The sequence below is a fragment of the Brachyspira sp. SAP_772 genome, assembly GCF_009755885.1.
In the GTDB taxonomy this organism is placed as follows: Bacteria; Spirochaetota; Brachyspiria; order Brachyspirales; family Brachyspiraceae; genus Brachyspira.
Genome location: NZ_VYIX01000003.1, coordinates 488485 through 513526, shown reverse-complemented (window position 1 = coordinate 513526; position 25042 = coordinate 488485). Strand labels below are relative to the sequence as shown.

Genomic DNA, 25042 nt, shown 5'->3' with positions numbered 1-25042 from the left:
TATTTGTAACTTCTATTGTTGCTATATCTTTTAATTGTATTAGTCTTCCATATGTGCTTGGCATATATAAATTGTTTAATACATTAGTGTCGTAGGTGTATTTTTTATCCATTCGCACTCTAAAATCAAGTTTATTCTCAAATTGCTGAATAGAAGTAGCAACTATTCCAGAATATGCCGCTCTCAATTCTCTTGCCGCATAAGCCACATTTACACCAAGCTCACTCATTCTGTCATAATCAAACAACACTCTAAGCTCTTCCATACCAATCTTATCATCATCATCATAGTTTATAACTCCTTTTAGTGTTAATAGATGAGCCTTTATTTTGTCTTTAACCTCTTTAACTTTTTCAGTATCATTTCCTATTATTTTTACATCCACAGCCTTACCGGGTGTTATAGGGAGTTTTGTGTGTATTGTAAGAAGTGCTAATTCATCTCTAAGCCCAGCCTCTTCTACAGCCTTTTCTAAATCATCTGCTATGTCATAGGCTACTTTTTTTCTGTTGTTTGCTGGCACTAAATATATAATTGTTCCTGCGAGATTGTCCATCTCTTCAGAAATATCAACATTGTTTTTGTCTAATTGTTTTCCAAGTAAACTATATACTGCAATAATGTCGTTGGTATCTACTGTTTTAAAAACAATGTCTTCTATTTCGCTTAAATATTTTTCTGTTTTATATAATGGAGCTCCAACACCTGCATCCATATTAATAACAACAACATCAGCACTAGTATCATAAACAAGTATAAATTGAGAAAATACAATTTTAAATATAAATATGCTTACAATAAATACACTTATAAAAAATATTAAAACTAAATATCTATGTTTAAGAGTGATTTTCAAAAATTTAACAAAAGGTATTTTTAGCTTATCAAATAATTTATCTTTATCGAAGTCGAGAGGATTTTTTAAATTAAATCTTTTTTTCTTTTTTATGCCTGTTAATTCTTCATTAGTTATTAGGTTATTTGGAAGTATCAATACAGCCTGAAATATACTAGCAATTAAAGCTATAATTACAACTTTAGGATATTGATTAAGAAGCCTTCCCATAGTGCCGCCCACAAAAATAATAGGCACAAAAGAAGCAACGGTTGTAAGCGTTGATATAAGCATTGGCATAAATACTTCATGAACAGCTTTCTTTGTGGCATCTAAACCTCTAAAACCTCTTTGGTGAAAATTAAATATGTTTTCTGATACAACTATAGAGTTATCTACAATCATACCAAGTACAGTAATAAGCCCTCCAAGAGATATAATATTAAATGTAATTCCAGAGTATGTCATAAATATTAAAGAAACCGATATAACAATAAGCATACCAAGCGAAGTAAATATTGCACTCTTAAAATCCAAAAATATTATTAGTATTATAAATATGATAATAAAACCAGTAATGATATTTGATGATACAGCATTAAGAAGGTCGTTAATGGTTCTTGAGTTATCAAACATAGGAACTATTTCTATATTGCTTGGAATATTGGATTTGTTTTTTTCAAAATAAGCATTAACATTGTCTATAGTTTTTAATATATCAGCATCTTCTTTTTTTACTATGTTTATAGAGTATCCATTATCTTTATTTACTCTCATATACACAGTTTTATCAACAAACATCTCTTCTACTCTTGCAACGTCCGCAATTCTTATAGGCTTACCATTAAATATAGAGCGAATTATAACATTTGTGATTGACAGAGGGTCTTGAAATTGCCCAGCAGTAACCAATAATTTATTTTTGGCATCTTCTCCCTCGCTTTCATACGGCTTCATGCTTCCGCTTGTAAGTCTCACATTTCTTAAAGATAATGCCTGCACTATTTCAGTTAATGATGTGTAGTATTCTTGAAGTTTATATGGGTCTGCTATAATTTGAATCTCTGGGTCTGTTCTTCCATATACTTCAACAGTTGCAACCCCATCAACATATTTAAGCTCTTTTTCAAATCTTTTTGATATATCATAAAGCTCTTTTTCTGTGCCTTCCATGCCTTCTTTAAACTTTATTCCTATGTTGTATATTGGAACTCTGTTAGCATTAGCCTCTGTAATTTTTATCTCTGTAACATCTTGAGATACATTAGGGGCATTTTGAAGCCTTCTAAATATTTCATCTTTTATAGGTCTTGTATCTTTTATTTTCATGTCTATTCTAATTGTAAGAATACCAGCATTTTCTATCATTATAGAATAAAACTCATCAATACCCGCTATAGTTTGAAGCTCATCTTCTAAAGGTATCATGGCATTTTGTTCAACATCTTGAGGCGAAGCACCCGGATATATTACTTGCACTATCATTACATCAAAGTTTGTAGAAGGGAAAGCCTCTTTTTTTATGGCAGTATAAGAGAACATACCAATCGCTACAGTAATTAATATTATTACATTTACTAATAATCTATTTTTAGCAAATAATTCTACAATTTTATCCATAATACCTCAAAAGTTTTATTATGTTTTTAGTTATTAAGAAGCACAAGAGAATTATAATCCATCACCGTGCTTATTATCATATATTCCAAATTAAGAAGCTCTGCCCGGGCATTTACTAAATCTAATCTTGCATTAATTATCTCATCAACAGGAAGCCTGCCCTGATTAAATTTTGTATTTTGAGTTCTTACCCTCGAAGCCAAAGCCTGCACTTCAAGTTTTTTATCTTCAAGCATTGTTTTGTACGCCTCAAACTCGTCATAGTATGTTCCAATCTGCACGTCAAAATCTCTGTTTACCCTATCAAAATCTGCAGTAACAGCACTTAAAGCATTGTATGCATCTTCCATCTTGGCTTTAGCATCTCTTCCGCCTATAGGATAAGAAAACATTAAACCAACAAAATATTCAACATTCGTCATAGTTGAAAAAGAATTAAAATAACCGCTGTCATCTAAAGTGGACAATGATACACTTCCAACTATAGATAAATCTGGAAGAGAATTATTTTTCATTATAGATAATGCATATTCGCTTCTTAATTTTAATTGATAAGCCATCTGCCCCTGAGCACTCTCTAAAAATGGAACAACATTTATTTTAGCATTAATTGAAGTCTCTAGCATACTCTCCCAATCATCTTCATTAGGCTCAACATTCTCTTCTGGTATAAAAAACTGTATGTTTCTAATTATCTTTTTTAAAATTAATTCTGACTTGTTTCTTGCTTCTCTATATTTTAAAGTTTGTCTTCTAGCATTTTGATAGGCATCATTATCTATTACACCGCTTGTGTATCTTTTGTATATTTGATTTTCAAAAGCCCTTGCCTCTCTAATCATTTCATCATAGAGTTTTATAAGTTTTTGAGACATAATCCACTGATAATATATTTTCTGATATGATGTTAATACGCTGTTATCATCTATTATTCTTTTTAGTTTTGCTATTGACAGCTGATATTCTGCATCCTTTATTGGATACATATCTAACTTACCAAAAAAATCTCTCAATATTGGCTGAGCTATTTGTATTTCTATACTTGGGGCATAATATTTAAAATTGTTTGTGCTTAAATTTGGAAGTCTTCCTACAACTGTGCCGAGCGGTGTATTTACAGGTATTTCTACCTCTCCCATTTTTAAATCACCAAAATAGCTGTCATGCTGTATTTTTACAGACCATCTTGTGCCTGAATATGGTATAAGTCCGCTGAAACCCGCACCAATTCGCATGCCGTTATGCATAAAGTCTGCTGTGGGTATAATATTATATTCATCAAAGTGTTTTTGTGTTCCTATTGCCCCTGCCTGCAAATCAAACTTAACATCTCCAGAGCTTTTTGCTTTAGTTAGATTATTATAAGCATTACTCTCTTGTATCGCTGTTAATTTCATCTCTGGTATTATGTTTTTTATTCTTTCAATATATTCAGCATAAGAGAGTATTTGAGCATTGGTTTGCGAGTATATAGAACTGCTTAATAAAAATAAAAACATGGTAAAATAATATAATAATTTTTTTGACACTTTTGTAAAAAACCTCATTATACTTTATATTATATTTTATTTATGATTATTTATTATATCAAGTACAGAAAAATTACTATTGTATGATAAACTACATATTTTAGTTTTTGTAAATTATCTTGATAAAAGATTACAATTTTATTAATATATAATACAACTATATTTTGTTATATAGGTTTTTATTTTATTCAACTTTTTCCCGCGTACGAGCTGTACCACCTTGCCGCACGGTAATGCTATGCTTTAATTATAACTCATTAGTCGTGCGGGGGAGTGCATTTTAATGTACAATTAAATTATGAAATTTATAATAAAAATGCAGTCCTTTTGCTTCTTTGGGCCACTACCACAGGCACTTCCTTCGGTCGCAAAAGAAGTAGGGGTTTGGGGACTAGTCCCCAAAATATAAAAACAAAAATTGATAAACTTAAAAGTTTTMAAATATATAATAAGTTTTTTTATTCAACTTTTTCCCGCCGCAAAAAGTTGCAAAAAATGCAAGTACTATAATATATAAAGCTAAAATAATATCTATATTTGTATATAGATAAAAAGCCACCACAAACAACAAAAATATTAAAACTAAATTTTGACAAAATATACTTGTTTCAGTATAATCTAACTATGACAGAAGAAAATAAAAAAGATTTGAGAATTATAAAAACTCAAAAATTATTAAAAGAATCTTTACTCGAACTTTTTAAAACTCACTCCTTTAATGATATCACTGTTACAGAAATATGCGAAAAATCTATGATTAATAGAGTTACCTTTTATGACCATTACAACAATAAAGAAGAACTTTTAAATAGCATCATAGAAGATATAAAAGAAGATATTATAAAAGAATTAAGAGATGATAATCTAATTTATAATTTTAGAAAAAATTACAGAAAAATAATAGAAAGAATAATAAACTATTTTGACAATAACAAACAATATTTTAATACTTCATTAGTTAATTATAATAATACACTTTTGTTTATATCACTTCTTCACAAAATTTTATTAGGCTACTTAAATGAATGGTTAAAAGATGAGGATAATATAGTAATACAAGAGTTTATATCTGGAGGATTGGTTTCTATAATATATCATTGGATAAAAGAAGATAAAAATATAGATAGAGATATTTTAATTAACAATATATGTAAGCTATTAGAGAAGAGTTTAAAATAAATTAATATATTAGTTTTAATAAAAAAGCTATAGTAAAATAATAAAAAAGGGTATATAATAAGTAATCGTTTTAATAAATAGGAGTATAGGTTATGTCTAAAGAAAAAAAAGAAATGATTTATGAGGGTAAAGCAAAGAAGGTTTATTCTACTGATAATGCTGATGAGATAATTGTTTATTACAAAGATGATGCCACAGCTTTTAATGGTGAGAAGAAAGGCTCTATAAAAGATAAAGGCGTTATGAATAATGAGATTACTACTTTACTCTTTAAGATGTTGGAGAAAAATGGTGTTAAGACACATTTTATAGAAAAGTTATCTGACAGAGAGCAGCTTTGCCAGAAAGTAAAAATATTTCCATTGGAAGTAATAGTAAGAAATTTAATAGCAGGTTCTATGGCTAAAAGACTCGGCATAGAAGAAGGTACAGTTCCGCCTAATACTATTTTTGAAATATGTTATAAAAATGATGAATATGGTGATCCGCTTATTAATGACCATCATGCTGTTGCTTTAAAACTTGCTACTTATGATGAATTAAAATATATATACGAAGTAACTTCTAAAGTAAACAATTTATTAAAAGAGGCTTTAGATAAAATAGGTATTACTTTGGTAGATTTTAAAGTAGAGTTTGGTAAAAACTCAAAAGGCGAAATACTTTTAGCAGATGAAATTACACCTGATACTTGCCGTTTCTGGGATAAAGCTACTGGCAAAAAATTAGATAAAGATAGATTTAGAAGAGATTTAGGTTCTATAGAAGAGGCTTATATAGAAGTATTAAATAGACTTAATAATATGTAAATAATTTTATTATATAAATAGTTTTATATTGTTATTATTTTTTAGGGGGCTTAACTATTAGTTTAGCCCTTTCATTTTTACACAATTTATTATATTTACTTTGACAAATAATATATAATTTTGTATAATGTATTATAAAGTTTAAGGAGTTTTGTTATGTATTTAGTAAACCTAATGGAACAAAAAGTTTCTAAGTTGGCAGATGCATATCTACAAAAGAAAAATATTCCAGTTAATAGCAACATGCGTATGGATATTATTGCATATACATTAAATAGAGTAAAACCAGAATATGTTACAAGTGCTAGGGGGGTATTATATAGCTATAAAGACCCTATAGAAGATAATAAAGAAGTTTTAAATATCATATCTCAAGCTTGTGAGGTTGTTACCAAAAGAAGAGAGAGTAATGCTTCAGACACTATACCTGTTATAGAAGAGAGCGGTTATTACATCACTTATCCTAGTATAATGGGTAATTTATTTGCTTCTAATAATACTGATAGAATAGAGAGTGCTAAAGTTTATATGTTTAGTAATAACGCTTTATTAAAAGGATATGGAGTTAATTTTCCAAATCCTGCTGTAGTTGCTAAAAATGTTGCTGGTAAATATATGTTTTGTTTTATGCCTCAAAAAACAGATTCTAATAAAAAGATAGATGTTAATTTAGATATAGTAGTAGAAGCTGAAAATTATCAGAAGTATAGAAGTTCTTTAACTTTTACTATACAGCCAGAATATTATAATGCAGGAGATATGCCATTATTTTCTGTTGAAGAAGTTAATGATATATCACTTATAGAAAGTAAATAAATTAATTAATAAAAATATTTGTAAATTAGTATTATTGTAGATTAATGAGATTCATAAAGTTTGTAGTATTAGTATGTTTTATAGTATTTGGTATAATGATATTAAACATCATACATAAAAATAAAGTTGTGTATGATAAAAAAAACATGGTTCGTCCTTTTTCTTATAATGATATACTTTATTGTGCAAATGGGGAGGTAAAATCTTTGGCTTCCCTTTCTTTCACAACATCTTTTGATAATTTATCTAATTTATTTAATATAGATAGAAATATAATTTATAATAACATTTTAAAAAAAGATATAAATATACATGAAAATAATGCAGAAGTTAATGTTTTTATTTCAGATAAAAAAATAGATCAAATTACACTCAACATTACTAATAATATTGATATGTCTTTAGAAAATATATTTAAAAATTTGGATAATAATAATATAGCATTAGAAATTGAACGTATAGAAGATTCTAATGGGGATAATTTAGCTGAGATTTACACTCATTATGGAGATAAGTATAAATTAGTAATAACTAAAACTAAAGATGACTTATCTATAGATTATGTTAATTTAAAAATTAATTAATTGACATAAAATAAACATTATATATAATATTTAAAATATCTTATAGAATTCTTAAAGGACATATCGATGAAACTCAAACACACAAACAATTTTATAAAAAAAGATACAGTGGCAATCTTTGTTAAGGTTGAAAAAGAAAAACCAAAAGTTTGCACATTTAATGATGAGTATATAAAATTATTTAACAGTTTAGTAAAAGACAAATATTACACTATATCAACTCCATTTGCATTTGCTTTTTCAAGCAATACTAGAGTAATTTATATTACTTATAAAGAAGTAAAAAATTATATCTATGAAACTTGGAAAAATGCAGGAGCTTCTTTAATAAGCATAATGAATCAGCTTCATATATCTGATATAGAAGTAGATATGGCAGAATTATTTGCTGAGATTGGTTCTGAGGAATCTTATATACAATTTTGTTTAGGAATGTTTTTAGCTTCTTATAATTTTAATTATTATTTGGGAGAAAAAATACTTAAAGACAAGAATAATATTAATAATATTTTATTAGTGTCTGACCATAAAAAAGATACAGATAATGCTATTAATATTGCTTCTAGTATATCTGAGCATATTTGTTGGGCTAGGGATATGGTTAATGAGCCTAGCAATGTTATTAATTCTTTAACATTTATAGAGAGAGCAAAAAAGATTGCAGAAAAGAAAAAAATAACTGCTGCTGTATTAGATGAAAAACAATTAAAGACATTAAAGATGAATGGTATATTAGGTGTTAATGCTGGAAGTAAGAACCCTCCAAGATTACTTTGTATGCAATATAAAAAGCCTAAGGCTAAAAAAAATGTAGTATTAGTTGGTAAGGGTATAACTTTTGACACTGGCGGAATGAGTTTAAAGCCTGCTGATAGTATGCTTGGCATGAAAGACGATATGGCTGGTGCAGCTGCAGTTTGCGGAGCTTTATTTTTGGCTGCCGATATGAATCTTGATGCTAATGTTACTGCTATTTGCCCATTGACAGACAACAAAACAGGAAGCGGTGCTATTAACCCCGGCGATATATTAAAGATGTATAATGGTGTTACTGTGGAGGTTGTTAATACTGATGCCGAGGGAAGATTAATACTTGCCGATGCCCTTGCTTATGGAATAGATAAATATAAACCTGATTATATAATAGATATTGCTACATTAACAGGTGCTTGTTCTATAGCTTTAGGAAGACATGCTACAGGACTTCTTTCTACAGATGATAAATTATCTAGAGCTATTAAAGATGCTGGTGATGATACTTATGAAAGAGTATGGGAGCTTCCTATGTTTGATGAGTATAGAGAGCAAATAAAATCTGATGTTGCAGACATTAAAAACACTGGCGGAAGATATGCAGGCACTATTACAGCTGCACAATTTCTTTCATACTTCACTGAAGGAACTAAATGGGCTCACTTGGATATAGCTTGCACTTCTGTATCTGATTCTAATGATAAATATTTAACTAAAGGTGCTACTGGTGTTGGAGTTTATTTATTAGAAAAAACTATTGAGAAGTTAATAGAAATTAATTAATAATAATTATTTTATATTTTTTAAGAGTTCTGCTAAATACTTTGTATTGGCAGGACTTTTTTATTTTAAATATTTTGTTTTTATAGCTAATTTATAATTTTTTAAGTAAAGCTGTATATTTTTTGATTGTTTTTGATTAATTTTGACTATTTTTGATTGATTTTCTATGAATTTTTTATATACTATATTAGTGAAGAGGTAAAAATAATAATGCTAAAAGTAAGCAGATATGAGCTAATATTAGAAGTTATAAAAGAGAAAAGAAATATAAAAGTGGAGGAATTAATTGAAAGGCTTAATGTTTCAGAGGCTACAATTAGACGTGATTTAACATTTCTTGAAAAAGCAGGAAAAATAAGAAGAGTTCATGGCGGTGCGATATTAGTTGATACTCAGGAAGAGAGCCTATTATATAAAAAAGAAATATATTCAGAAGAAAAAGAAAATATAGGAAAGTTTGCTGCTTCATTGGTAGAAAGCGGAAGTACTATATATTTAGATGCAGGTACAAGTGTATTTGCTATGATTAAATATTTAGCTGGTATAGAGAACATAAAAGTAGTAACTAATGGGCTTAGCCATATAGAGGAGCTTTATAATAAAAAAATAGAAACTTACCTAATTGGCGGAAAGATGAAAATGCTTACTGGTGCTTTGGTTGGTGCTAGTGCTGTTTTATCTCTAAAAAGTTTTAATTTTGATTTGGCATTTATGGGAGCAAATGGAATAGATATTAACGGATATTCTACTCCTGACAGTGAAGAGGCATTGATAAAAAATGAAGCTGCTTCAAAGGCAAATAAAACTTACTTCTTATGTGATGAATCAAAATTACAAAAAAAGAGCTTGGTTAATTTTTATAATTTGGAAGATTCATACTTAATAACAAATGCTAAAGAGATAAATGAAGAAATAAAAAGCAAATTAAAAGGCTTATATATTGTTAATTAATAATAAAAGAAAGAAAAAAATAAAAACAAGGAGGATTAACTATGATATATACTTTAACATTAAATCCTGCTGTTGACTATTATATAGACATGGAAAACTTTGAAGAGGGGGATTTAAACAAAGTTAATAATGCCTATACATTAGCAGGAGGCAAGGGAATAAATGTTTCTAAGGTGCTTAAAAATTTTAATGTTGAATCTACTGCATTAGGTTTTTGCGGAGGCTTTACAGGTGATTATATAAAAAAGCATATAAAAGAATATGGCATAAAAGAAAACTTTATTTATTTAGAAGAAGATACAAGAATAAATATTAAATTAAAAACGAACAAAACAGAAACAGAAATAGCAGGAAAATCTCCTAATATTTCAAAAGAAAAAGTTAATGAACTTATAAACTACATAAAAAATAATGTAAAAGAAAATGATGTTTTAGTATTATCTGGAAGCGTTCCTAATTCTATTGAAAGCAGCATATATAAAAATGTTATATCAAATGCTAACAAAAATATAAAAGTGATATTGGATGCAAGAGATGAGGCATTTAAAATAGGACTAAAAGAAAAAGTATTTCTCACAAAACCTAATAAAAAAGAGTTAGGAGAATATTTTAATAAAAAAATAGAATCAACAGAAGAGATAATAAAATATGCAAGAGAGCTAATAAAAGAAGGAAGCGAGAATGTAATAGTTTCTTTGGGTAAAGATGGTTCTGTGCTTGTAACAAAAGATGAAGCTTATCTTGGAAATGCACCTGACGGAAAATTGATAAGTTCTGTTGGTGCTGGAGATTCTATGGTAGCTGGAATAGTTTACGGTATAAGCAATAATTTAAGTATAGTTGATTCTTATAAGTATGCTATAGCAAGCGGAAGCTCTACTGCATGCTCTGAAGGGTTAACTACATTTGAAAATATGAATAAATTTCTAGAAAACGTAGAAATAAAAAAAATTAATTAAAATATAAATGGAGGGCTAAAAAATGCTAAAAGATGTTATAACTTTAGATTGTATTAATATCGACCTAAAGGGACAAACAAAATCAGAAATTATAGATGAAATGATAGATATTCTCTATAATAACGGTAAATTAAATGACAAAGAAGAGTATAAAAAGGAAATACTAAAGAGAGAAGCTCAAAGCTCAACAGGTATGGAAGAAGGAATAGCAATACCTCATGGTAAAACTAATGCAGTAAAGGTTCCTACAGTTGCAATAGGTATTTCAAAAAAAGGTGTTGATTATGAATCATTAGACGGTAAGCCTTCACATTTATTTTTTATGATAGCAGCTCCAGAAAACTCTAACGATTCTCATATTGAATTATTATCAAAAATAACAACACTTCTTCTTGAAGATGATATTAGAGAAGCACTTCTTAATGTAAAAAGCAAAGAGGAAGTATTGGATATATTAATAAAGAATGCTGAAAAAGATAATGAAAACTCATCATTAAATCAGGAAACTAACAATAGCAATTCATATCAAGTATTAGCAGTAACAGCTTGCCCTACAGGAATAGCACATACTTACATGGCAGCAGATGCATTGCTTAAAAAAGGTAAAGAACTTGGAATTACTATAAAAGTAGAAACTAACGGTTCAAGTGGTGTAAAAAATGAACTTACAAAAGAAGAGATAAAAAATGCAAAAGGAATAATAGTAGCAGCAGATAAAAATGTTGCTATGGAGAGATTTGCAGGAAAGAATGTTGATATAGTAGGAGTAAAAGAGGCTATAAAAGACCCTGAAAGATTAATAAACAATGCCATAAATCAAACTGCTCCTATATATCATAGCAGTGAAGATAATACTCAAGCTTCAAATAAATTTGCTAAAAAGCCAAAAACAGGAGTATATAAGCATTTAATGTCAGGAGTGTCAAATATGCTCCCATTTGTTGTAGGCGGAGGTATATTAATAGCATTTTCATTTATGTTTGGTATTAATGCAAGCAACCCTAATGACCCTTCATACAATTATTTTGCTAAGCTTTTAAATGACATAGGAGGCGGAAATGCATTCTTCCTCATGGTTCCTGTAATGGCAGGATTTATTGGTATGAGTATTGCTGACAGACCGGGTTTTGCTCCTGCTATGGTTGGAGGATTAATTTCTTTAAACAACAGCGGCGGATTTTTGGGCGGTTTGATAGGTGGTTTTTTAGGCGGATATATCACTCTTTTATTAAAAAAGATTTTCTCTAAATTGCCAGACAGTTTAGAAGGAATTAAACCTGTTTTATTATATCCTTTATTTGGTATATTTTTCACTGGTGCTATAATGTATTTGTTTATAGTTAACCCAATAGCTGCAATTAATACTGGTCTTTCAAATTTCTTACAAAACTTAGGAACAGGAAACTTAATATTATTAGGTGCTTTACTTGGTGCTATGATGTCTACTGATATGGGAGGCCCTATAAACAAGGCTGCTTTCACTTTTGGTATAGCAATGATAGCTTCTGGTCAATATGCACCTCATGCTGCAGTTATGGCTGGAGGAATGGTGCCTCCTTTGGGTATAGCATTGGCTACTACAATATTTAAAAATAAATTCTCTGCCGATGAAAGAGATGCTGGAAAAACTTGTTATGTTATGGGGCTTTCATTTATTACTGAAGGAGCTATACCTTTTGCAGCTTCTGACCCTATAAGAGTTATTCCTTCTTGTATGATTGGTGCTGCAATTTCTGGGGCTTTGTCTATGGCTTTTCATATAGAGTTAAGAGCTCCTCATGGCGGTATATTTGTTTTGCCTATAGTTAATAATCCTGTAATGTATTTGCTTGCTATAGTAATAGGTTCTGTAGTTACAGCGGTTCTTCTTGGATTTATTAAAAAGACTGTTAATGATTAATAATTAAATAAATACATATAAAAAGAAGTATAGTATTATTTTTACTATACTTCTTTTTTAAACTTAATTTTTAATTTACTTTCCAATTTACTTTTTTAGCTCACTCTGTCTGTTTTCATTTTATACACTTTGTCAGCTATATTAAGTGTAGAGAGTCTATGCGATACCAAAACAACAGTTCTATCTTTGCTATTATCTTTCACAGATTTTAATATAACAGCTTCGTTCAAACTATCAAGATTGCTTGTAGGCTCATCAAGAAGCATGAATGGTGCTTTATGTAAGAAACTTCTTGCTATTCCAATGCGTTGTTTTTCTCCGCCAGATAAAGTATCCCCAAGCTCCCCTACATTAGTATCATACCCGTTTGGAAGGCTCATTATAAAGTCATGCAATGATGCTTTTTTGCATGCCTCAATAACCTCTTCTCTTGTAGCATTTTTATCTGCTATTTTTATATTGTTTTCTATAGTGTCTTTAAATATTGAAGTATCTTGAGTTACATAGCTTTCAATATCTCTTAAGCTATCAGTATTAATATCTTTTATATTAGAGCCAGATATTTTTAAGCTTCCTTCTTTTATATCCCAAAAACGCATGAATAGTTTTAAAAGTGTAGATTTTCCGCTTCCGCTTTTTCCGCTTATGCCTATTATCTTATTAGGCTCTATCTCTAAATTATAATTATTTAATATCTCTTCGCCTTCATAATCAAAGCATACATTCTCGCATTCAAGCCCATTAAACTCTAAATTACTCTCTCCATCATAAACTTCTTCTACAATAGGCTTTTCTGCAAGCAAATTAAGCACCCTCTCACCGCTTGCTAATGTCATAAATAAATTGTTTGATAAATTACTCAATGCTATTACAGGACCGAAAGAACTTGCCATTGCTATAGTAGGTATTAATATATTAGATAAATTTTTGTCTTTTGATATTAACACACTCACAACAAGAATAGCTAATGTAAATAGTGACACTGCTGAAGTGGTTAGTCCTGATATTATGCCTTCATATTTTTTTAGTTTTTTGTTTAAATCCATTAAGTTATCGGTTTTATTTTCTATTGTTTGTATTCTTTTCTCACCGTATCCAAATTGAAGTATCTCTTTTATTCCCCATAAGCTGTCAAGAAAATAGCTGTTTAATTTACCAAAATTATTTCTATATTCCATTCCGTCATTCTTTCCAAACTTTGATGAGAAATAAGGAATGATAAAACCTATAGTAAAATATCCAAGTAAAGCAATAGCACCTAACACAATATTAAAACTTCCTATAAATATTGTCATTATTATTGAAGTTAATACTCCTATGGCTATTGGTGAAATTGTATGGGCATAAAACACTTCAAGAAGTTCAATGTCGCTCGTAATAAGTGCTATTAAATTTCCTTTGTCTCTTCCTTCAAGTTTTGCAGGAGATAATTTTCTTAGAGCCTTAAAAACTTTATCTCTAATCAATGCAAGTAATTTAAAAGCTATAAAGTGATTGCTTAACTGTTCAACATAGTGAAGCAAACCTCTTAAAGCTGCAAGCACCAAAACAGTAATGAATATTGTTTTTATTGTAAAGAAATTATTTAAACCCAAAAAAGTTAATATTGCATATCCGCCTAATATTGTTATAGATATAGCACATAAGAATCCCAACACTCCTGTAGTTATTGCCAATATCATAACATGCATAAGCGGCGCAATTAGTCCGATTAATTGTGCCATAATTTTAATACCGCTTCTTCGCATCATTTAAACTCCAATTTATTATTTTTATTAATTAATTTATTAATTGTTTTTATTGTTCTTTTCTAGACTTCGCACCTATTATATTATCAACTTTTTTGTCGCTCAAAAAAGTTGCAAAAAACGCAAGTACTATAGTTTATATATTAGGAATATGCCTAAAATAAATCTAAAGCATACTTTCTAAAATGCAGTTCTTTTGGTTCTTTTATACCAATAAAAGAACTGGGGGTGTGTACCCTAAGGGCACGCTTCGCAGGGGGCAAAGCCACCACAAACAACAAAATGTAAAATCTAATATATATAATTATATCGCTATGCTTAAACTCTCCCCTTTTGTTATGCTCTCTAAATTTGTTTGCTCATTAAATATTCTCGCATACTCTCCATTTATACTCATCAATTCATTATGACTGCCTTCTTCCTCTATAACACCGTCTTTTAAAAAATATATCTTGTCTGAAGGTATGCAGTTATAAAGCCTATGAGATATTAATATAACCGTCTTCTCCCTAGCTATATCTCTTATCACCTCCATAATGCTCTCCTCACTTTCAACATCAACATTAGAAGTAGCCTCATCAAATATATATATATCAGCATTAAAAAGTATAGCCCTTGCTAATGCTAATCTTTGTTTTTGCCCTCCCGATAGGTTGGAAGCTTTCTCCATTATCTTTGTATTAAGACCATCTTCAGTTTGTAAAAAATCATAAAGCTCTACTTTTTTTAATGCTTCATTCATTTTGTTTTCTGTGATAGTGCTTCCTGCCATTTTTAAATTATCATATACAGTGCCTTCAAATAAATAACTGTTATGATCAACTACTGCTATTTTTTTATATAAATCATCTTTGTCTACTGTAGAGAGTTCTAAACTTCCTATTTTTATAGAGCCTTTATAATTTTCATTTTTTAAAGATATGAGACCCGCAATTGTGCTTTTTCCAGAACCAGAAACTCCTACTATAGAAACAAATGATTTTTCTTTTATATTAAGATTTATATTTTTTAATATGGTTTTATCTTCATTGTAGGCAAAACTTACATTGTGAAAAATAATCTCTTTATTATCTTTATTTATTTTATTTATTCTGTTTTTATCTTCAGGCATATCAAGTATCTCAAACATCTTATCGCTTGCAGATATTCCATTCATAGCTATGTGGAAGAATGACCCCAAAAGTCTTAAAGGAATAAAAAACTCTGCAGAAAGCATTATTATAGTAAATGTTCCTGCAAGGTTAATATTTCCTTTCATATATTCAAGTATAGATATTATTACTCCTAAAGCAGCTCCGCCGTATGCGATTATGTCCATTATGGTTGTAGAGTTTAATTGCATAAATAATAAATTCATTGTGGCAATTCTAAACTTTTCTGCTTCTATATTCATCTCTTCATTTTTCTTTTCATCAGCCTTATATATTTTTAAAGTAGTAAGCCCCTGTACATCCTCTAAAAATATCTCTCCCAAATCGCTGTAGCTTCCCCAATATTTTTTTAATATCTTTTTTGCAATTTTTACTATAGCAACTATTGATAAAGGTATAAGCGGAACACATATTAAAAGTATAACAGCAGACTTTACACTTATAGTAGAAAGCACACAAAAAAGCACAATAGGAGCTATCATACTATAAAAAAATTGAGGTAAATAACGTCCAAAATAAGTTTCTAATTGATCAACACCTTCCATAGATATTTGAACAATTTCGCTTGTTGAAAATTTTTCTTTGTATCTGCTTCCAAGTGTGAGAAGTTTAGAGTATATCTTTTCTCTTAAAGTTTGTTTAACTCTTCCAGAAGCATGATATGACATATTTGCTATTAAAATATTAAATCTAAATCTTAAAACTATTATAACAAAAATAGCAATACATAATGTTATAATGTCTTCTTTTGTTATAGTTTTTTGATATGCTTTTTGTATAATATTAGCCATAAAAAATATTGCAGCTATATTGAGAGCTAAATTTGCAAGCTGTATTATTACATGCCAAGCTATATATTTTTTAGCTTCTCCCATCAAAGCTATAAGCCTTTTATTTATCATAAACTTTCCTTTATATATTTAAATTATTAGTAAATACTTCTTTTTATTATCTCTTTTATACCAGAACTATCATAATCCTCTCTAGTCATAGCACTTATTATAAATGACAATACTATATCTATAAATTTTTCTGCAGTAAAACTTTCATTAAATGCATCTTTTCTCACATTTTCATCATTCATGAGATTTTTATATAATCCTTCTCTAATATGGTTTTTTATATTGTTCATCATACCAATAGCTTTAGTTTTGTTTTTTCCAAATAGTATAGTAGAATGCATTAAGAAAAAATTTGGATATTCTTTATTTCCATTTTCAATGCTCTTAAAAATTGTATCTATCACTTCTATAAAACTATCAGATTGTATGCAAATATTTGAAGGATGAAATATATCAAGCCATATGCTTCCTATTATAGCTATAGTTAAATCTTCTTTTGAATTAAAATAATTATATATAGAACCAATAGCTATATTACATGCATCTGCTATTGTTCTTATATTAATTGAATTAAAACCTTTTCTTTTTATGAGTTCTCTGCTCATATTAAGTATTTGTTCTTTTGAAGTTATATTTTTATTCATAATACTTACTTCCTTAAAAATAGTATGTTTATTTAATTATTAAAAAATATAGTATCTCACACCTACACTTATTCTTCCAAAACCAACCATATTTAATTTTCTAGGGTAACCAAGTTTTGCTCCATTATAAATATCATGAAGCCCGCCTCCAAACTCTAATACCATACCCACATGTTTGCTTACATTTATATTAAATCCAGCTCCTCCTCCAACTTCCCAGTAAAAAGGCTCTGTAAATAAAAATTTGTGCCCACTATTAGCTGTAAATGATAAAAAACCAAAACTCGCAAAAGCAAATGCATATCTAGCTATGCTTATCTCTCCTGTGTATACATCTTTGCTTCCAAAAGTAATTTTTTGCATCAAACCTAATTGATACATATCAGGATTATCATCATATATCTTTGAGCCTACTATAGAAGTATAACTTTTCATCTCAAAATTATTATACTTAAATAGTTTAAAACCAAACTCTATATTAACGCTTGTTTTTATTGTATCAGCACTGCTGTATAACCCTATAGAAAAAAATCTGTTATCAACTCCAGATAAAATCCTATTTTTTTTATTCTCCTCTTCTGTGTAGGCAATATCAAAAAAACTCAAAGTTATAATATTTATTATAGCTATATATCTATATACTCTCATAATATTATCATCTATTTTTTACTTCTGTTCATCAAATTCAATATTTGTATTTTCTCTATATTCTTTTATGGTCTTTATACATACAAAAAAATAAAAATATTTTATTATTAACAATACAACTAATGCAATTCTAGCGTGCAAATTATTTACAAATATAAAAGCAAGTATGAGCATAATAGTTACAGGTATAAGTATGCTTAGTTTAGATTTTAATGTCATAGCTTTTGATTTAACAAAACTCTCTAAATGTTTTTTATAAAGTTTAGTAGATATAAACCAATTATGAAACTTTTGAGAGCCTTTTGCAAAGAAAAATGCAGCAAGCAAAAGAAACGGTGCAGTTGGAAGTATTGGGAGAGCTACTCCTATAATACCAAGCCCCATAAATAAAAACCCTAAAACTATATATAATGCTCTCATAATTTTACTCTTGTAATGAACCTTGTTCATTATGTAAACAAAATAAAAGTTCAATATATTATTTCATATTGAACAATGTTCATTATAAACCAATAACAGTTTTTAGTCAATAATAAATATGAATTTTTATAATGTTTTTTCGTGATTTAAATTTCTGTCCATTGCATATTCTAATAAATAACCATTTTCATATATACCTTTACTCATTTTTATGTATTTAATATAATTTTCATTGTCTTCCATTTTGAAATAATACTGAGATAACCAAACATAAGCTAAATATTTCTGATATGTTTCTTTGGCATTTATTAGAGCCTTATTAAAATATTGAAAAGCTTTTTTACTGCTTCCTCCAGCTATTACAGGTGCATGCATATATCCTATTCCTGTGCCTAGAAGAGCAAAGAAATTTTTTTCATCTTTTGCTAAAATATTTTTGTATATATCTTTGCTTTTTGAACCAAAAGAAATTTTCTCTGAAACATTGCAATAATACATTATATAATTCATTAACTCTGACACGCTAATTAAATAATCAATATCATCAGACTCTTCATAATCTTTATTTTGATTAATTGCTTCTTTTAAATAATTATACTTTTCTTTTTTATCTTCTATTTTTTTAGATTGTATTAAAAAATATAAGTTTTGATATGTTTGAGAGGAATTATCTTCTATGGTTTTTATATCATATTTAGTTGAATAATAATTATTATAAAAGTCATTAATTTCTTCAGAATTATATGAATATAGTGATGAATAAAATATTATTAACAATAGAGCTATATATTTCATAGGTTGCTGCTCCTAATTAATTTTCTAACTGAACATTGTTCATTTTACATAAAAATATATTTTTGTCAATTAAAAATTAATTATTTTATAGACTAAATATAATTAATCATTTATAATATAAGAAAAAAATAAAGGTTTTGTATAATGAAAATATTAATTATAGGCTCTGGCGGAAGAGAACATGCTATAGCTTTTAGTTTATCAAAAAATGAAAAAGTAGAGAAGATATATTGTTCTGAGGGGAATGCTGGAACTTTTTATGAAAATAAATGCGAGAATGTAAAATTAAATGGAATTGAAGAGTTTGTTAATTTTGCAAAAGAGAAAAATATTGATTTAACTATAGTGGGAAGTGAGGAGCTTCTTGTTGCAGGTATAGTTGATATATTTGAAAAGAACAATTTAAAAATATTTGGACCGAATAAAAAAGGAGCTATGCTTGAAGGATCTAAGGCTTATGCCAAAGAGTTTATGAAAAAGTATGGCATAAAAACAGCAGAGTACAAAACATTTAATAATTATAATAATGCAAAAGAATATTTAAATAGTGTAAATTATCCTCTTGTTATAAAGGCGAGCGGGCTTGCTTTGGGTAAGGGCGTTATTATATGTAAAGATATAAATGAAGCCAACAATGCATTAGAAGATATGATGATAAAAAAAGTATTTGGTGAGGCATGCAACGAGATAGTAATAGAAGAGTTTTTAGAAGGTTATGAGGCTTCTATTTTATCTATAACAGATGGAAACACTATAATACCTTTTATATCTGCTAAAGACCATAAAAAAGCATTGGATAATGATGAAGGATTAAACACTGGAGGAATGGGGGTAATATCTCCTAACCCTTATTATACAAAAGAAGCAGAAGGCTTATTTATAAAAGATATATTAAATCCTACACTTCAAGGAATGAAAAAAGAAAATATAAGTTTTGCTGGTATAATATTTTTTGGTCTTATGATTACAAAGAGAGGTGTATATTTGCTTGAGTATAATGTAAGAATGGGAGACCCAGAGACACAGGCTGTGCTTATGCTAATGGAGAGTGATTATTTATCTTTAATAGAAAGTGCTATGGATAAAAAATTAAAAGATATAAATATAAAATGGAAAGATAAACATGCTTGCTGTGTGGTTATGGCTTCTGGCGGATATCCTTCTAGCTATAACAAGGGCTACAAAATTACTGGCATAAACAATATAAACGGCAAATGTTTTATTGCTGGTGCGAAACTCGATGAAAATAAAGATATTATTACAAGCGGCGGAAGAGTTTTGAATGTTGTAAATATTGCAGACAGTTTGGAAGAAGCAAGAAAACTAACTTATAGTGATATTGAAAAAATAGATTTTAAAGATAAATATTTTAGAAAAGATATTGGCTTAATTAAATAATTTTTATTAATATTATAAAATATTATTGACATATTTTTTATGTATTGTAGTATAGGGCATATAACAATTACATAGGATTCTATTATAATGAAAATTTTATTCCTATCAAAACTAATGTATTTTATCAACGAATACGACTTTCCTCAGAATCATTAATTCCCGTAAGCAGGTTGCTTATAAAAAAAACAATTTTCTTTAATTAAATATTTTTAAATACTTTTAAAATACTTTTTATTACAAATAATAATTACAAGGATTATTTTATGAAAAACAAAACATATTCTATAGTTTTTTGTGCTATAGGCGTAGCTTTAAATATTGTATTATCTTTTATATCATCACATTTAAAAATACCTTTTGTATTTTTTGATGTAATTGGTACTGTATTGAGTGCTGCTGCATTAGGACCATTGTATGGAGGAATAACAGGATTCATTACAAATTTAATAACATCAATGCTTAATAATCCGGCAGAGCTACCTTATGCACTTGTTAATATGATAATAGGTATAGTTGTTGGAATAGTATCTATTAATTTTGGCTTTAAGATACCTGTAGCTATAATAACAGGAGTAATTCTTGCTGTAGTAGCTCCTTTAGTTGGCACACCTATTACAGTTTTATTATATGGCGGATTAACTGGCGGAACTATGGATATTATGACAGGATTTTTAGTTCAAAGCGGTCAAAAGATTTTTACTGCTGCTTTTATACCTAGAATTATATCAAATATCATAGATAAACCGCTTTCTTGTATAATAGCAAGTATTATCATATTAAGAATACCAACTTCTTTGTTAAACAAAATCACTTCAAACCAAAAGATATTATCTCAAAGAATGTCTAAGTCAGAAGAGGAAATATAATGAACAGAAGCAAGAAATTAGCAATATTATCACATTGCATATTAAATCAGAATTCTGTAGTAAAGGGTGAATATAAGGATATTAATACTTTTTTGCCATTTGTAAAAAAATTATTTGAAAACAATGTTGGTATATTGCAATTACCTTGTCCTGAAACAGAATATTATGGACTAAAGAGATGGGGACATGTTAAAGATCAATTCTGTAATGTTGGGTATAAAAAATATATAAAAAACAGAATCAATGATTTTGTTGATATTATAAAAGAATATATTAATAATGGATATGAGATAATTGGTGTATATGGTATAGCAGGAAGCCCGAGCTGCGGAGTTAATCTTACATGTTGTGGAGATATTGGCGGAGAGATTAGCAAGTATAAAGATTTGGAAGATATTAATTCTAAAATAAAGATGGTAAATGAGAGCGGGGTATTTATGGAAACTTTTAAGATTATTTTAGAAGAGAATAATATCAATATTAATTTTTATGATGTTAATGATTATTTATAAAAATATATAGGCAGATTGATTATGAATAAGGTTGTTGAATTTGAAGATGTTTGTTTTTCTTATTTTGCAGAGGGTGAAAAAAACTTTATAAACAATCTTAGTTTTAGCATTAATGAAAATAGTTATTTAGCATTGCTTGGTAAGAACGGCAGCGGCAAATCAACTTTAATAAAATTGATGTTTGGAATAGAGAAAGCAAATAGCGGTAAAATAAGAATACTAAATTTGGACATAAATAAAAAGTCTTATGAAATATATAAAATGGCTAGTTTAGTTTTTCAAAATCCAGATGATCAAATAGTTGCTGATATAGTTGAGTTTGATGTGGCATTTTCTATGGAAAACTATTCTATAGCTAGTAAAGATATGCATAAAAGAATAGATGAAGTTTTAGAGATAGTAGGTTTATCTAATAGAAGAAAGGATAAAATATCCTCACTTTCTGGCGGAGAAAAGCAGAGACTTTGTATAGCTTCTTCTTTAGCATTAAATCCAAAAATATTGGTGTTGGATGAGCCTACATCTATGCTTGATAGTGAAAATAGAAAAAAGATTATAGAAATATTAAATCAAGTGCATTCTATGGGAACTGCTATAATAATAGTAACGCATCATCTAAATGAAATAGAATATTGCAATGATGTTATATTTATGGATAATGGAGTTATTTCATTTAATGGCAGTGTTAATGAGTTTGTGCAGATGCTGATAAAAAGCGATGAGTTTCATAAACTTAATATGCCTATTAATTTTCAATTAGCTTATGAATTGTATAAAAAAAAGAATGTTTTAATAGATGAATATGTTTTTGATTATAAAATGGTTTGTGATAAATTATGGAAATATCTTTAAAAAATTTAACAGCAGGATATATCTTAAATAAAAGAACAAGAAATATCATAATAGAAGATTTAAATATCATTTTTGAAAGCGGTAAATTTCATTTTATTACAGGTGTATCCGGAAGCGGTAAATCTACACTTCTTGAAACTATGTCTTTGATTACAAAGAAAATATCTGGTGAAATATTATTTAACAATATAAGCCTAAACAACAAAAAGAATTTAATAGAGTTTAGAAAATTATCTGGAATAATGTTTCAATATTCTGATAAGCAATTTTTCAATGATACTATAAGGGAAGAAATAATATTTAATCTCAAAAGAAACAAATTAAGCAGCAAAGAAATTAATTTAAAATTAAAAGAAGTAGTGGAATTATTAAATATAGATAAAGCAATTTTAAAAGAATCCCCATTTGAAATTAGTGGCGGGCAAAAAAGAACTATAGCACTTGCATCAATTATAATAACTTCTCCAAAGATATTATTTTTAGATGAGCCTACTGCTGGGTTAGATTTTGAAAGTAAAAACATATTTATGAATACAATAAAAGAATTAAATAAAAACTTAAATGTTACAATTATACAATCATCTCATATGTTGGATGATATAATAGAATATGGAGATGATGTGTTTATTTTAAATAAAAATAAAGAATATATATTAGGAAAACCTAAAGACTTATTATTTTCTGATGAAATATTAAATAAATATAATTTAGCAGAGCCTGATATTTATAAATACATAAAAGAGCTAAAAAGATTAGGAATGAATAAGGCTGATGGAGCATATAATATAAAAGAGTTAATAGAAAAAATTTTTTAATAGTTTTTTAATATAATTTTTAATAATTTTTAATAAAAGAGAATAAATAAAATGAATAATAGATTTGACCCTAGAACAATTTTTTTATCTACAATAGTTTTTACTGTTTCATTGATTATGATGAGAAATATTAATCAGATTATATTTTTCACTATAGTGATTATTATACATATATTATTTGTAGGTATAAACGTTGGGAATATATTAAAGATATTTTTAGCTTCTATATGGCTGCTATTGTCTATAATATTTATTAATTATTTTCTTATAGGAAGAGATGTTTATTATATATTAAATACTGCTTCTAGGTTATTTTTTATCATAATATTAGCAGCTGTTATGTTATCATCTATGACTGTTATAGACATTGGTTTTGCAATAGAAAAAATATTTTATCCTTTAAAATATTTAAAAATACCTATAGAAAATATTAGTATAATAATAGCATTATCTTTAAAATTTATTCCTTTAATAAAAGATGAAGCTGTGAGGATATTTAAAGCACAAAAAGCAAGAGGTTTAGATTATGATATCATATCTATATACGAAAAGATATTAAATGTAACTAGTATTTTTATACCTATAGTAGTTTTAGCTATACAATCATCTATAAAGACTGCCATTGCTATGGAAATTAGGGGATATAATGATAATGCTAAAAAAACAAGATTGTATGAATCTAGTTTAAGATTAAAAGATTATTTATATATTTTATTTTCTATAGTGTGTTTATTTTTTAATTTATTATTAAGAGGATTAGAAATTAATATTTTAAATATATTTTAATAAGATGAATTTTAGCACGCGTTAAGCTAACTATAAAAATAAATTTAATTAATAATTGCATTATAATTTATAAATAAAAAGCTTGTTTACCGCGTGGGTTTAAAAACATCAAATTTAAAAAACGCTTGGGTGGGTGTGCTATTTCTAATTAAACATTAAATATAATATAAATTATAATATCAAAATAAAGTTATAAAAATAAAAAGGGTGGGGTATGTAAATAAAATTTTTATAAATATTTAATTAAAAATAATACCTTGCCCCAATGCTCATTCTCCCAAAACCAGCTTTGTTTATTTTTGCAGGATATCCTAACTCTTTACCATTTACCACCATATGAAGCCCGCCTCCAAACTCTAATAATATAGCAACATGTTTGTTTACGTTTATATTAAAACCAGCTCCTCCCCCAACTTCAAAATAATAAGGCTCACTAAATAAAAACTTTCCGCTTTTATCAGCATCAAAAGATAAAACACCAAAACTTCCAAAAGCAAAACCGTATCTTGATATGCTTATAGTTCCTTTATATTCGTCATCGCCTCCAAATGTAAACTTTTGCATGAGTCCTAATTGATACATCTGAGGACTGTCATCATATATCTTTGAACCTACAACAGAAGTATAGCTTTTTATCTGAAAGTTATTATATTTCATTAACTTAAAACCAAATTCTATATTAACAGATGTTTTTATTGAGTCGGCACTGCTAAATAAACCTATAGAAAAGAATCTATTATCAAGCACAGACTGAAAGCCTTTTTTTTCGTTATTTTCTTCTGAGTATAATTTATTACAAAATAATGATAAAAATATTATATTTATTACGAGCATGTATTTTTTCATT

23 protein-coding genes are annotated in these 25042 nt (G+C 27.9%); 14 read left to right on the top strand and 9 right to left on the bottom strand.

Annotation, left to right across the window (positions count from 1 at the left end; translation table 11 throughout):
* Positions 1-2455, bottom strand: a 2455-nt coding sequence (locus GQX97_RS12080; RefSeq protein WP_157152183.1) for an efflux RND transporter permease subunit, incomplete at its 3' end; no start/stop codon positions are given.
* A gap of 26 nt (positions 2456-2481) precedes the next feature.
* Positions 2482-3984 (bottom strand): TolC family protein, encoded by a 1503-nt coding sequence (locus GQX97_RS12075; protein ID WP_157152182.1) that lies wholly within the window; start codon positions 3982-3984, stop codon positions 2482-2484.
* Between the two features lie 624 nt (positions 3985-4608).
* On the opposite strand from GQX97_RS12075, the gene GQX97_RS12070 reads away from it, so the two are divergent.
* The 8 genes from GQX97_RS12070 (at position 4609) to GQX97_RS12035 (ending at position 12718) form a co-directional block, all read left to right on the top strand.
* Positions 4609-5163, top strand: a complete 555-nt coding sequence (locus tag GQX97_RS12070; RefSeq protein ID WP_157152181.1) for a TetR/AcrR family transcriptional regulator — start codon at positions 4609-4611, stop codon at positions 5161-5163.
* Between the two features lie 92 nt (positions 5164-5255).
* Entirely contained in the window at positions 5256-5972 is a 717-nt protein-coding gene (gene purC, locus GQX97_RS12065; protein WP_157148693.1) for a phosphoribosylaminoimidazolesuccinocarboxamide synthase, read from the top strand.
* A gap of 156 nt (positions 5973-6128) precedes the next feature.
* Positions 6129-6788, top strand: a complete 660-nt coding sequence (locus tag GQX97_RS12060) for a late competence development ComFB family protein (RefSeq protein WP_157152180.1) — start codon at positions 6129-6131, stop codon at positions 6786-6788.
* 44 nt (positions 6789-6832) lie between these two features.
* Positions 6833-7372 (top strand): hypothetical protein, encoded by a 540-nt coding sequence (locus tag GQX97_RS12055; RefSeq protein ID WP_157152179.1) that lies wholly within the window; start codon positions 6833-6835, stop codon positions 7370-7372.
* 66 nt (positions 7373-7438) lie between these two features.
* On the top strand, positions 7439-8908 hold the full coding sequence (locus GQX97_RS12050; protein WP_157152178.1) for a M17 family metallopeptidase: 1470 nt from the start codon (positions 7439-7441) through the stop codon (positions 8906-8908).
* Positions 8909-9118: 210 nt separating this feature from the next.
* On the top strand, positions 9119-9859 hold the full coding sequence (locus GQX97_RS12045; protein ID WP_157152177.1) for a DeoR/GlpR family DNA-binding transcription regulator: 741 nt from the start codon (positions 9119-9121) through the stop codon (positions 9857-9859).
* A gap of 41 nt (positions 9860-9900) precedes the next feature.
* Complete coding sequence (gene pfkB / locus GQX97_RS12040) at positions 9901-10818, top strand: 1-phosphofructokinase (protein WP_157152176.1); 918 nt, start codon at positions 9901-9903, stop codon at positions 10816-10818.
* A gap of 22 nt (positions 10819-10840) precedes the next feature.
* Positions 10841-12718: a fructose-specific PTS transporter subunit EIIC gene (locus GQX97_RS12035; protein ID WP_157152175.1), complete on the top strand. Its 1878-nt coding sequence runs from the start codon at positions 10841-10843 to the stop codon at positions 12716-12718.
* 95 nt (positions 12719-12813) lie between these two features.
* On the opposite strand, the gene GQX97_RS12030 is transcribed toward GQX97_RS12035, so the two are convergent.
* The 6 genes from GQX97_RS12030 to GQX97_RS12005 form a co-directional block, all read right to left on the bottom strand.
* Positions 12814-14466: an ABC transporter ATP-binding protein gene (locus GQX97_RS12030; RefSeq protein ID WP_157152191.1), complete on the bottom strand. Its 1653-nt coding sequence runs from the start codon at positions 14464-14466 to the stop codon at positions 12814-12816.
* A 304-nt stretch (positions 14467-14770) separates the two neighbouring features.
* On the bottom strand, positions 14771-16519 hold the full coding sequence (locus GQX97_RS12025; protein WP_157152174.1) for an ABC transporter ATP-binding protein/permease: 1749 nt from the start codon (positions 16517-16519) through the stop codon (positions 14771-14773).
* A 26-nt stretch (positions 16520-16545) separates the two neighbouring features.
* The gene (locus tag GQX97_RS12020; RefSeq protein WP_157152173.1) at positions 16546-17103 is read right to left on the bottom strand and encodes a TetR/AcrR family transcriptional regulator; all 558 of its coding nucleotides are present in this window, start codon (positions 17101-17103) and stop codon (positions 16546-16548) included.
* A 39-nt stretch (positions 17104-17142) separates the two neighbouring features.
* On the bottom strand, positions 17143-17751 hold the full coding sequence (locus tag GQX97_RS12015) for a hypothetical protein (RefSeq protein ID WP_157152172.1): 609 nt from the start codon (positions 17749-17751) through the stop codon (positions 17143-17145).
* An 18-nt stretch (positions 17752-17769) separates the two neighbouring features.
* Complete coding sequence (locus tag GQX97_RS12010; RefSeq protein WP_157152171.1) at positions 17770-18171, bottom strand: YbaN family protein; 402 nt, start codon at positions 18169-18171, stop codon at positions 17770-17772.
* 126 nt (positions 18172-18297) lie between these two features.
* The gene (locus GQX97_RS12005) at positions 18298-18966 is read right to left on the bottom strand and encodes a hypothetical protein (protein WP_157152170.1); all 669 of its coding nucleotides are present in this window, start codon (positions 18964-18966) and stop codon (positions 18298-18300) included.
* 144 nt (positions 18967-19110) lie between these two features.
* Between GQX97_RS12005 and purD the strand changes: the two genes are divergently transcribed.
* The 6 genes from purD (at position 19111) to GQX97_RS11975 (ending at position 24195) form a co-directional block, all read left to right on the top strand.
* On the top strand, positions 19111-20364 hold the full coding sequence (gene purD, locus GQX97_RS12000; protein ID WP_157152169.1) for a phosphoribosylamine--glycine ligase: 1254 nt from the start codon (positions 19111-19113) through the stop codon (positions 20362-20364).
* 263 nt (positions 20365-20627) lie between these two features.
* A complete protein-coding gene (locus GQX97_RS11995) occupies positions 20628-21230 on the top strand; it encodes a CD3073 family putative ECF transporter S component (RefSeq protein WP_157152168.1) in 603 nt (200 codons plus the stop codon).
* Complete coding sequence (locus GQX97_RS11990) at positions 21230-21742, top strand: CD3072 family TudS-related putative desulfidase (RefSeq protein WP_157152167.1); 513 nt, start codon at positions 21230-21232, stop codon at positions 21740-21742. Before GQX97_RS11995 ends, GQX97_RS11990 begins: the two co-directional genes overlap by 1 nt.
* Before the next feature lie 21 nt (positions 21743-21763).
* The gene (locus GQX97_RS11985; protein ID WP_157152166.1) at positions 21764-22594 is read left to right on the top strand and encodes an energy-coupling factor ABC transporter ATP-binding protein; all 831 of its coding nucleotides are present in this window, start codon (positions 21764-21766) and stop codon (positions 22592-22594) included.
* Complete coding sequence (locus GQX97_RS11980; protein WP_157152165.1) at positions 22579-23409, top strand: ATP-binding cassette domain-containing protein; 831 nt, start codon at positions 22579-22581, stop codon at positions 23407-23409. The genes GQX97_RS11985 and GQX97_RS11980 overlap by 16 nt, the downstream gene beginning before the upstream one ends.
* Before the next feature lie 51 nt (positions 23410-23460).
* Positions 23461-24195 carry an energy-coupling factor transporter transmembrane protein EcfT gene (locus tag GQX97_RS11975; RefSeq protein WP_157152164.1) on the top strand — a complete coding sequence of 245 codons (735 nt, stop codon included), beginning with the start codon at positions 23461-23463 and terminating at the stop codon, positions 24193-24195.
* A gap of 243 nt (positions 24196-24438) precedes the next feature.
* Here GQX97_RS11975 and GQX97_RS11970 read toward each other — a convergent pair whose 3' ends face one another.
* Positions 24439-25041, bottom strand: coding sequence for a hypothetical protein (locus tag GQX97_RS11970; RefSeq protein ID WP_157152163.1), 603 nt, complete (start codon positions 25039-25041; stop codon positions 24439-24441).
* Position 25042: the final 1 nt, after the last annotated feature.

Excerpts from the sequence above, each read along its gene's own strand:
- GQX97_RS12070 (WP_157152181.1), top strand. The coding sequence starts at position 4,609 with ATGACAGAAGAAAATAAAAAAGATTTGAGAATTATAAAAACTCAAAAA.
- purC (WP_157148693.1), top strand. The coding sequence starts at position 5,256 with ATGTCTAAAGAAAAAAAAGAAATGATTTATGAGGGTAAAGCAAAGAAG.
- GQX97_RS12060 (WP_157152180.1), top strand. The coding sequence starts at position 6,129 with ATGTATTTAGTAAACCTAATGGAACAAAAAGTTTCTAAGTTGGCAGAT.
- GQX97_RS12055 (WP_157152179.1), top strand. The coding sequence starts at position 6,833 with ATGAGATTCATAAAGTTTGTAGTATTAGTATGTTTTATAGTATTTGGT.
- GQX97_RS12050 (WP_157152178.1), top strand. The coding sequence starts at position 7,439 with ATGAAACTCAAACACACAAACAATTTTATAAAAAAAGATACAGTGGCA.
- GQX97_RS12045 (WP_157152177.1), top strand. The coding sequence starts at position 9,119 with ATGCTAAAAGTAAGCAGATATGAGCTAATATTAGAAGTTATAAAAGAG.
- pfkB (WP_157152176.1), top strand. The coding sequence starts at position 9,901 with ATGATATATACTTTAACATTAAATCCTGCTGTTGACTATTATATAGAC.
- GQX97_RS12035 (WP_157152175.1), top strand. The coding sequence starts at position 10,841 with ATGCTAAAAGATGTTATAACTTTAGATTGTATTAATATCGACCTAAAG.
- GQX97_RS12030 (WP_157152191.1), bottom strand. The coding sequence starts at position 14,466 with ATGCGAAGAAGCGGTATTAAAATTATGGCACAATTAATCGGACTAATT.
- GQX97_RS12025 (WP_157152174.1), bottom strand. The coding sequence starts at position 16,519 with ATGATAAATAAAAGGCTTATAGCTTTGATGGGAGAAGCTAAAAAATAT.
- GQX97_RS12020 (WP_157152173.1), bottom strand. The coding sequence starts at position 17,103 with ATGAATAAAAATATAACTTCAAAAGAACAAATACTTAATATGAGCAGA.
- GQX97_RS12015 (WP_157152172.1), bottom strand. The coding sequence starts at position 17,751 with ATGAGAGTATATAGATATATAGCTATAATAAATATTATAACTTTGAGT.
- GQX97_RS12010 (WP_157152171.1), bottom strand. The coding sequence starts at position 18,171 with ATGAGAGCATTATATATAGTTTTAGGGTTTTTATTTATGGGGCTTGGT.
- GQX97_RS12005 (WP_157152170.1), bottom strand. The coding sequence starts at position 18,966 with ATGAAATATATAGCTCTATTGTTAATAATATTTTATTCATCACTATAT.
- purD (WP_157152169.1), top strand. The coding sequence starts at position 19,111 with ATGAAAATATTAATTATAGGCTCTGGCGGAAGAGAACATGCTATAGCT.
- GQX97_RS11995 (WP_157152168.1), top strand. The coding sequence starts at position 20,628 with ATGAAAAACAAAACATATTCTATAGTTTTTTGTGCTATAGGCGTAGCT.
- GQX97_RS11990 (WP_157152167.1), top strand. The coding sequence starts at position 21,230 with ATGAACAGAAGCAAGAAATTAGCAATATTATCACATTGCATATTAAAT.
- GQX97_RS11985 (WP_157152166.1), top strand. The coding sequence starts at position 21,764 with ATGAATAAGGTTGTTGAATTTGAAGATGTTTGTTTTTCTTATTTTGCA.
- GQX97_RS11980 (WP_157152165.1), top strand. The coding sequence starts at position 22,579 with ATGGAAATATCTTTAAAAAATTTAACAGCAGGATATATCTTAAATAAA.
- GQX97_RS11975 (WP_157152164.1), top strand. The coding sequence starts at position 23,461 with ATGAATAATAGATTTGACCCTAGAACAATTTTTTTATCTACAATAGTT.
- GQX97_RS11970 (WP_157152163.1), bottom strand. The coding sequence starts at position 25,041 with ATGAAAAAATACATGCTCGTAATAAATATAATATTTTTATCATTATTT.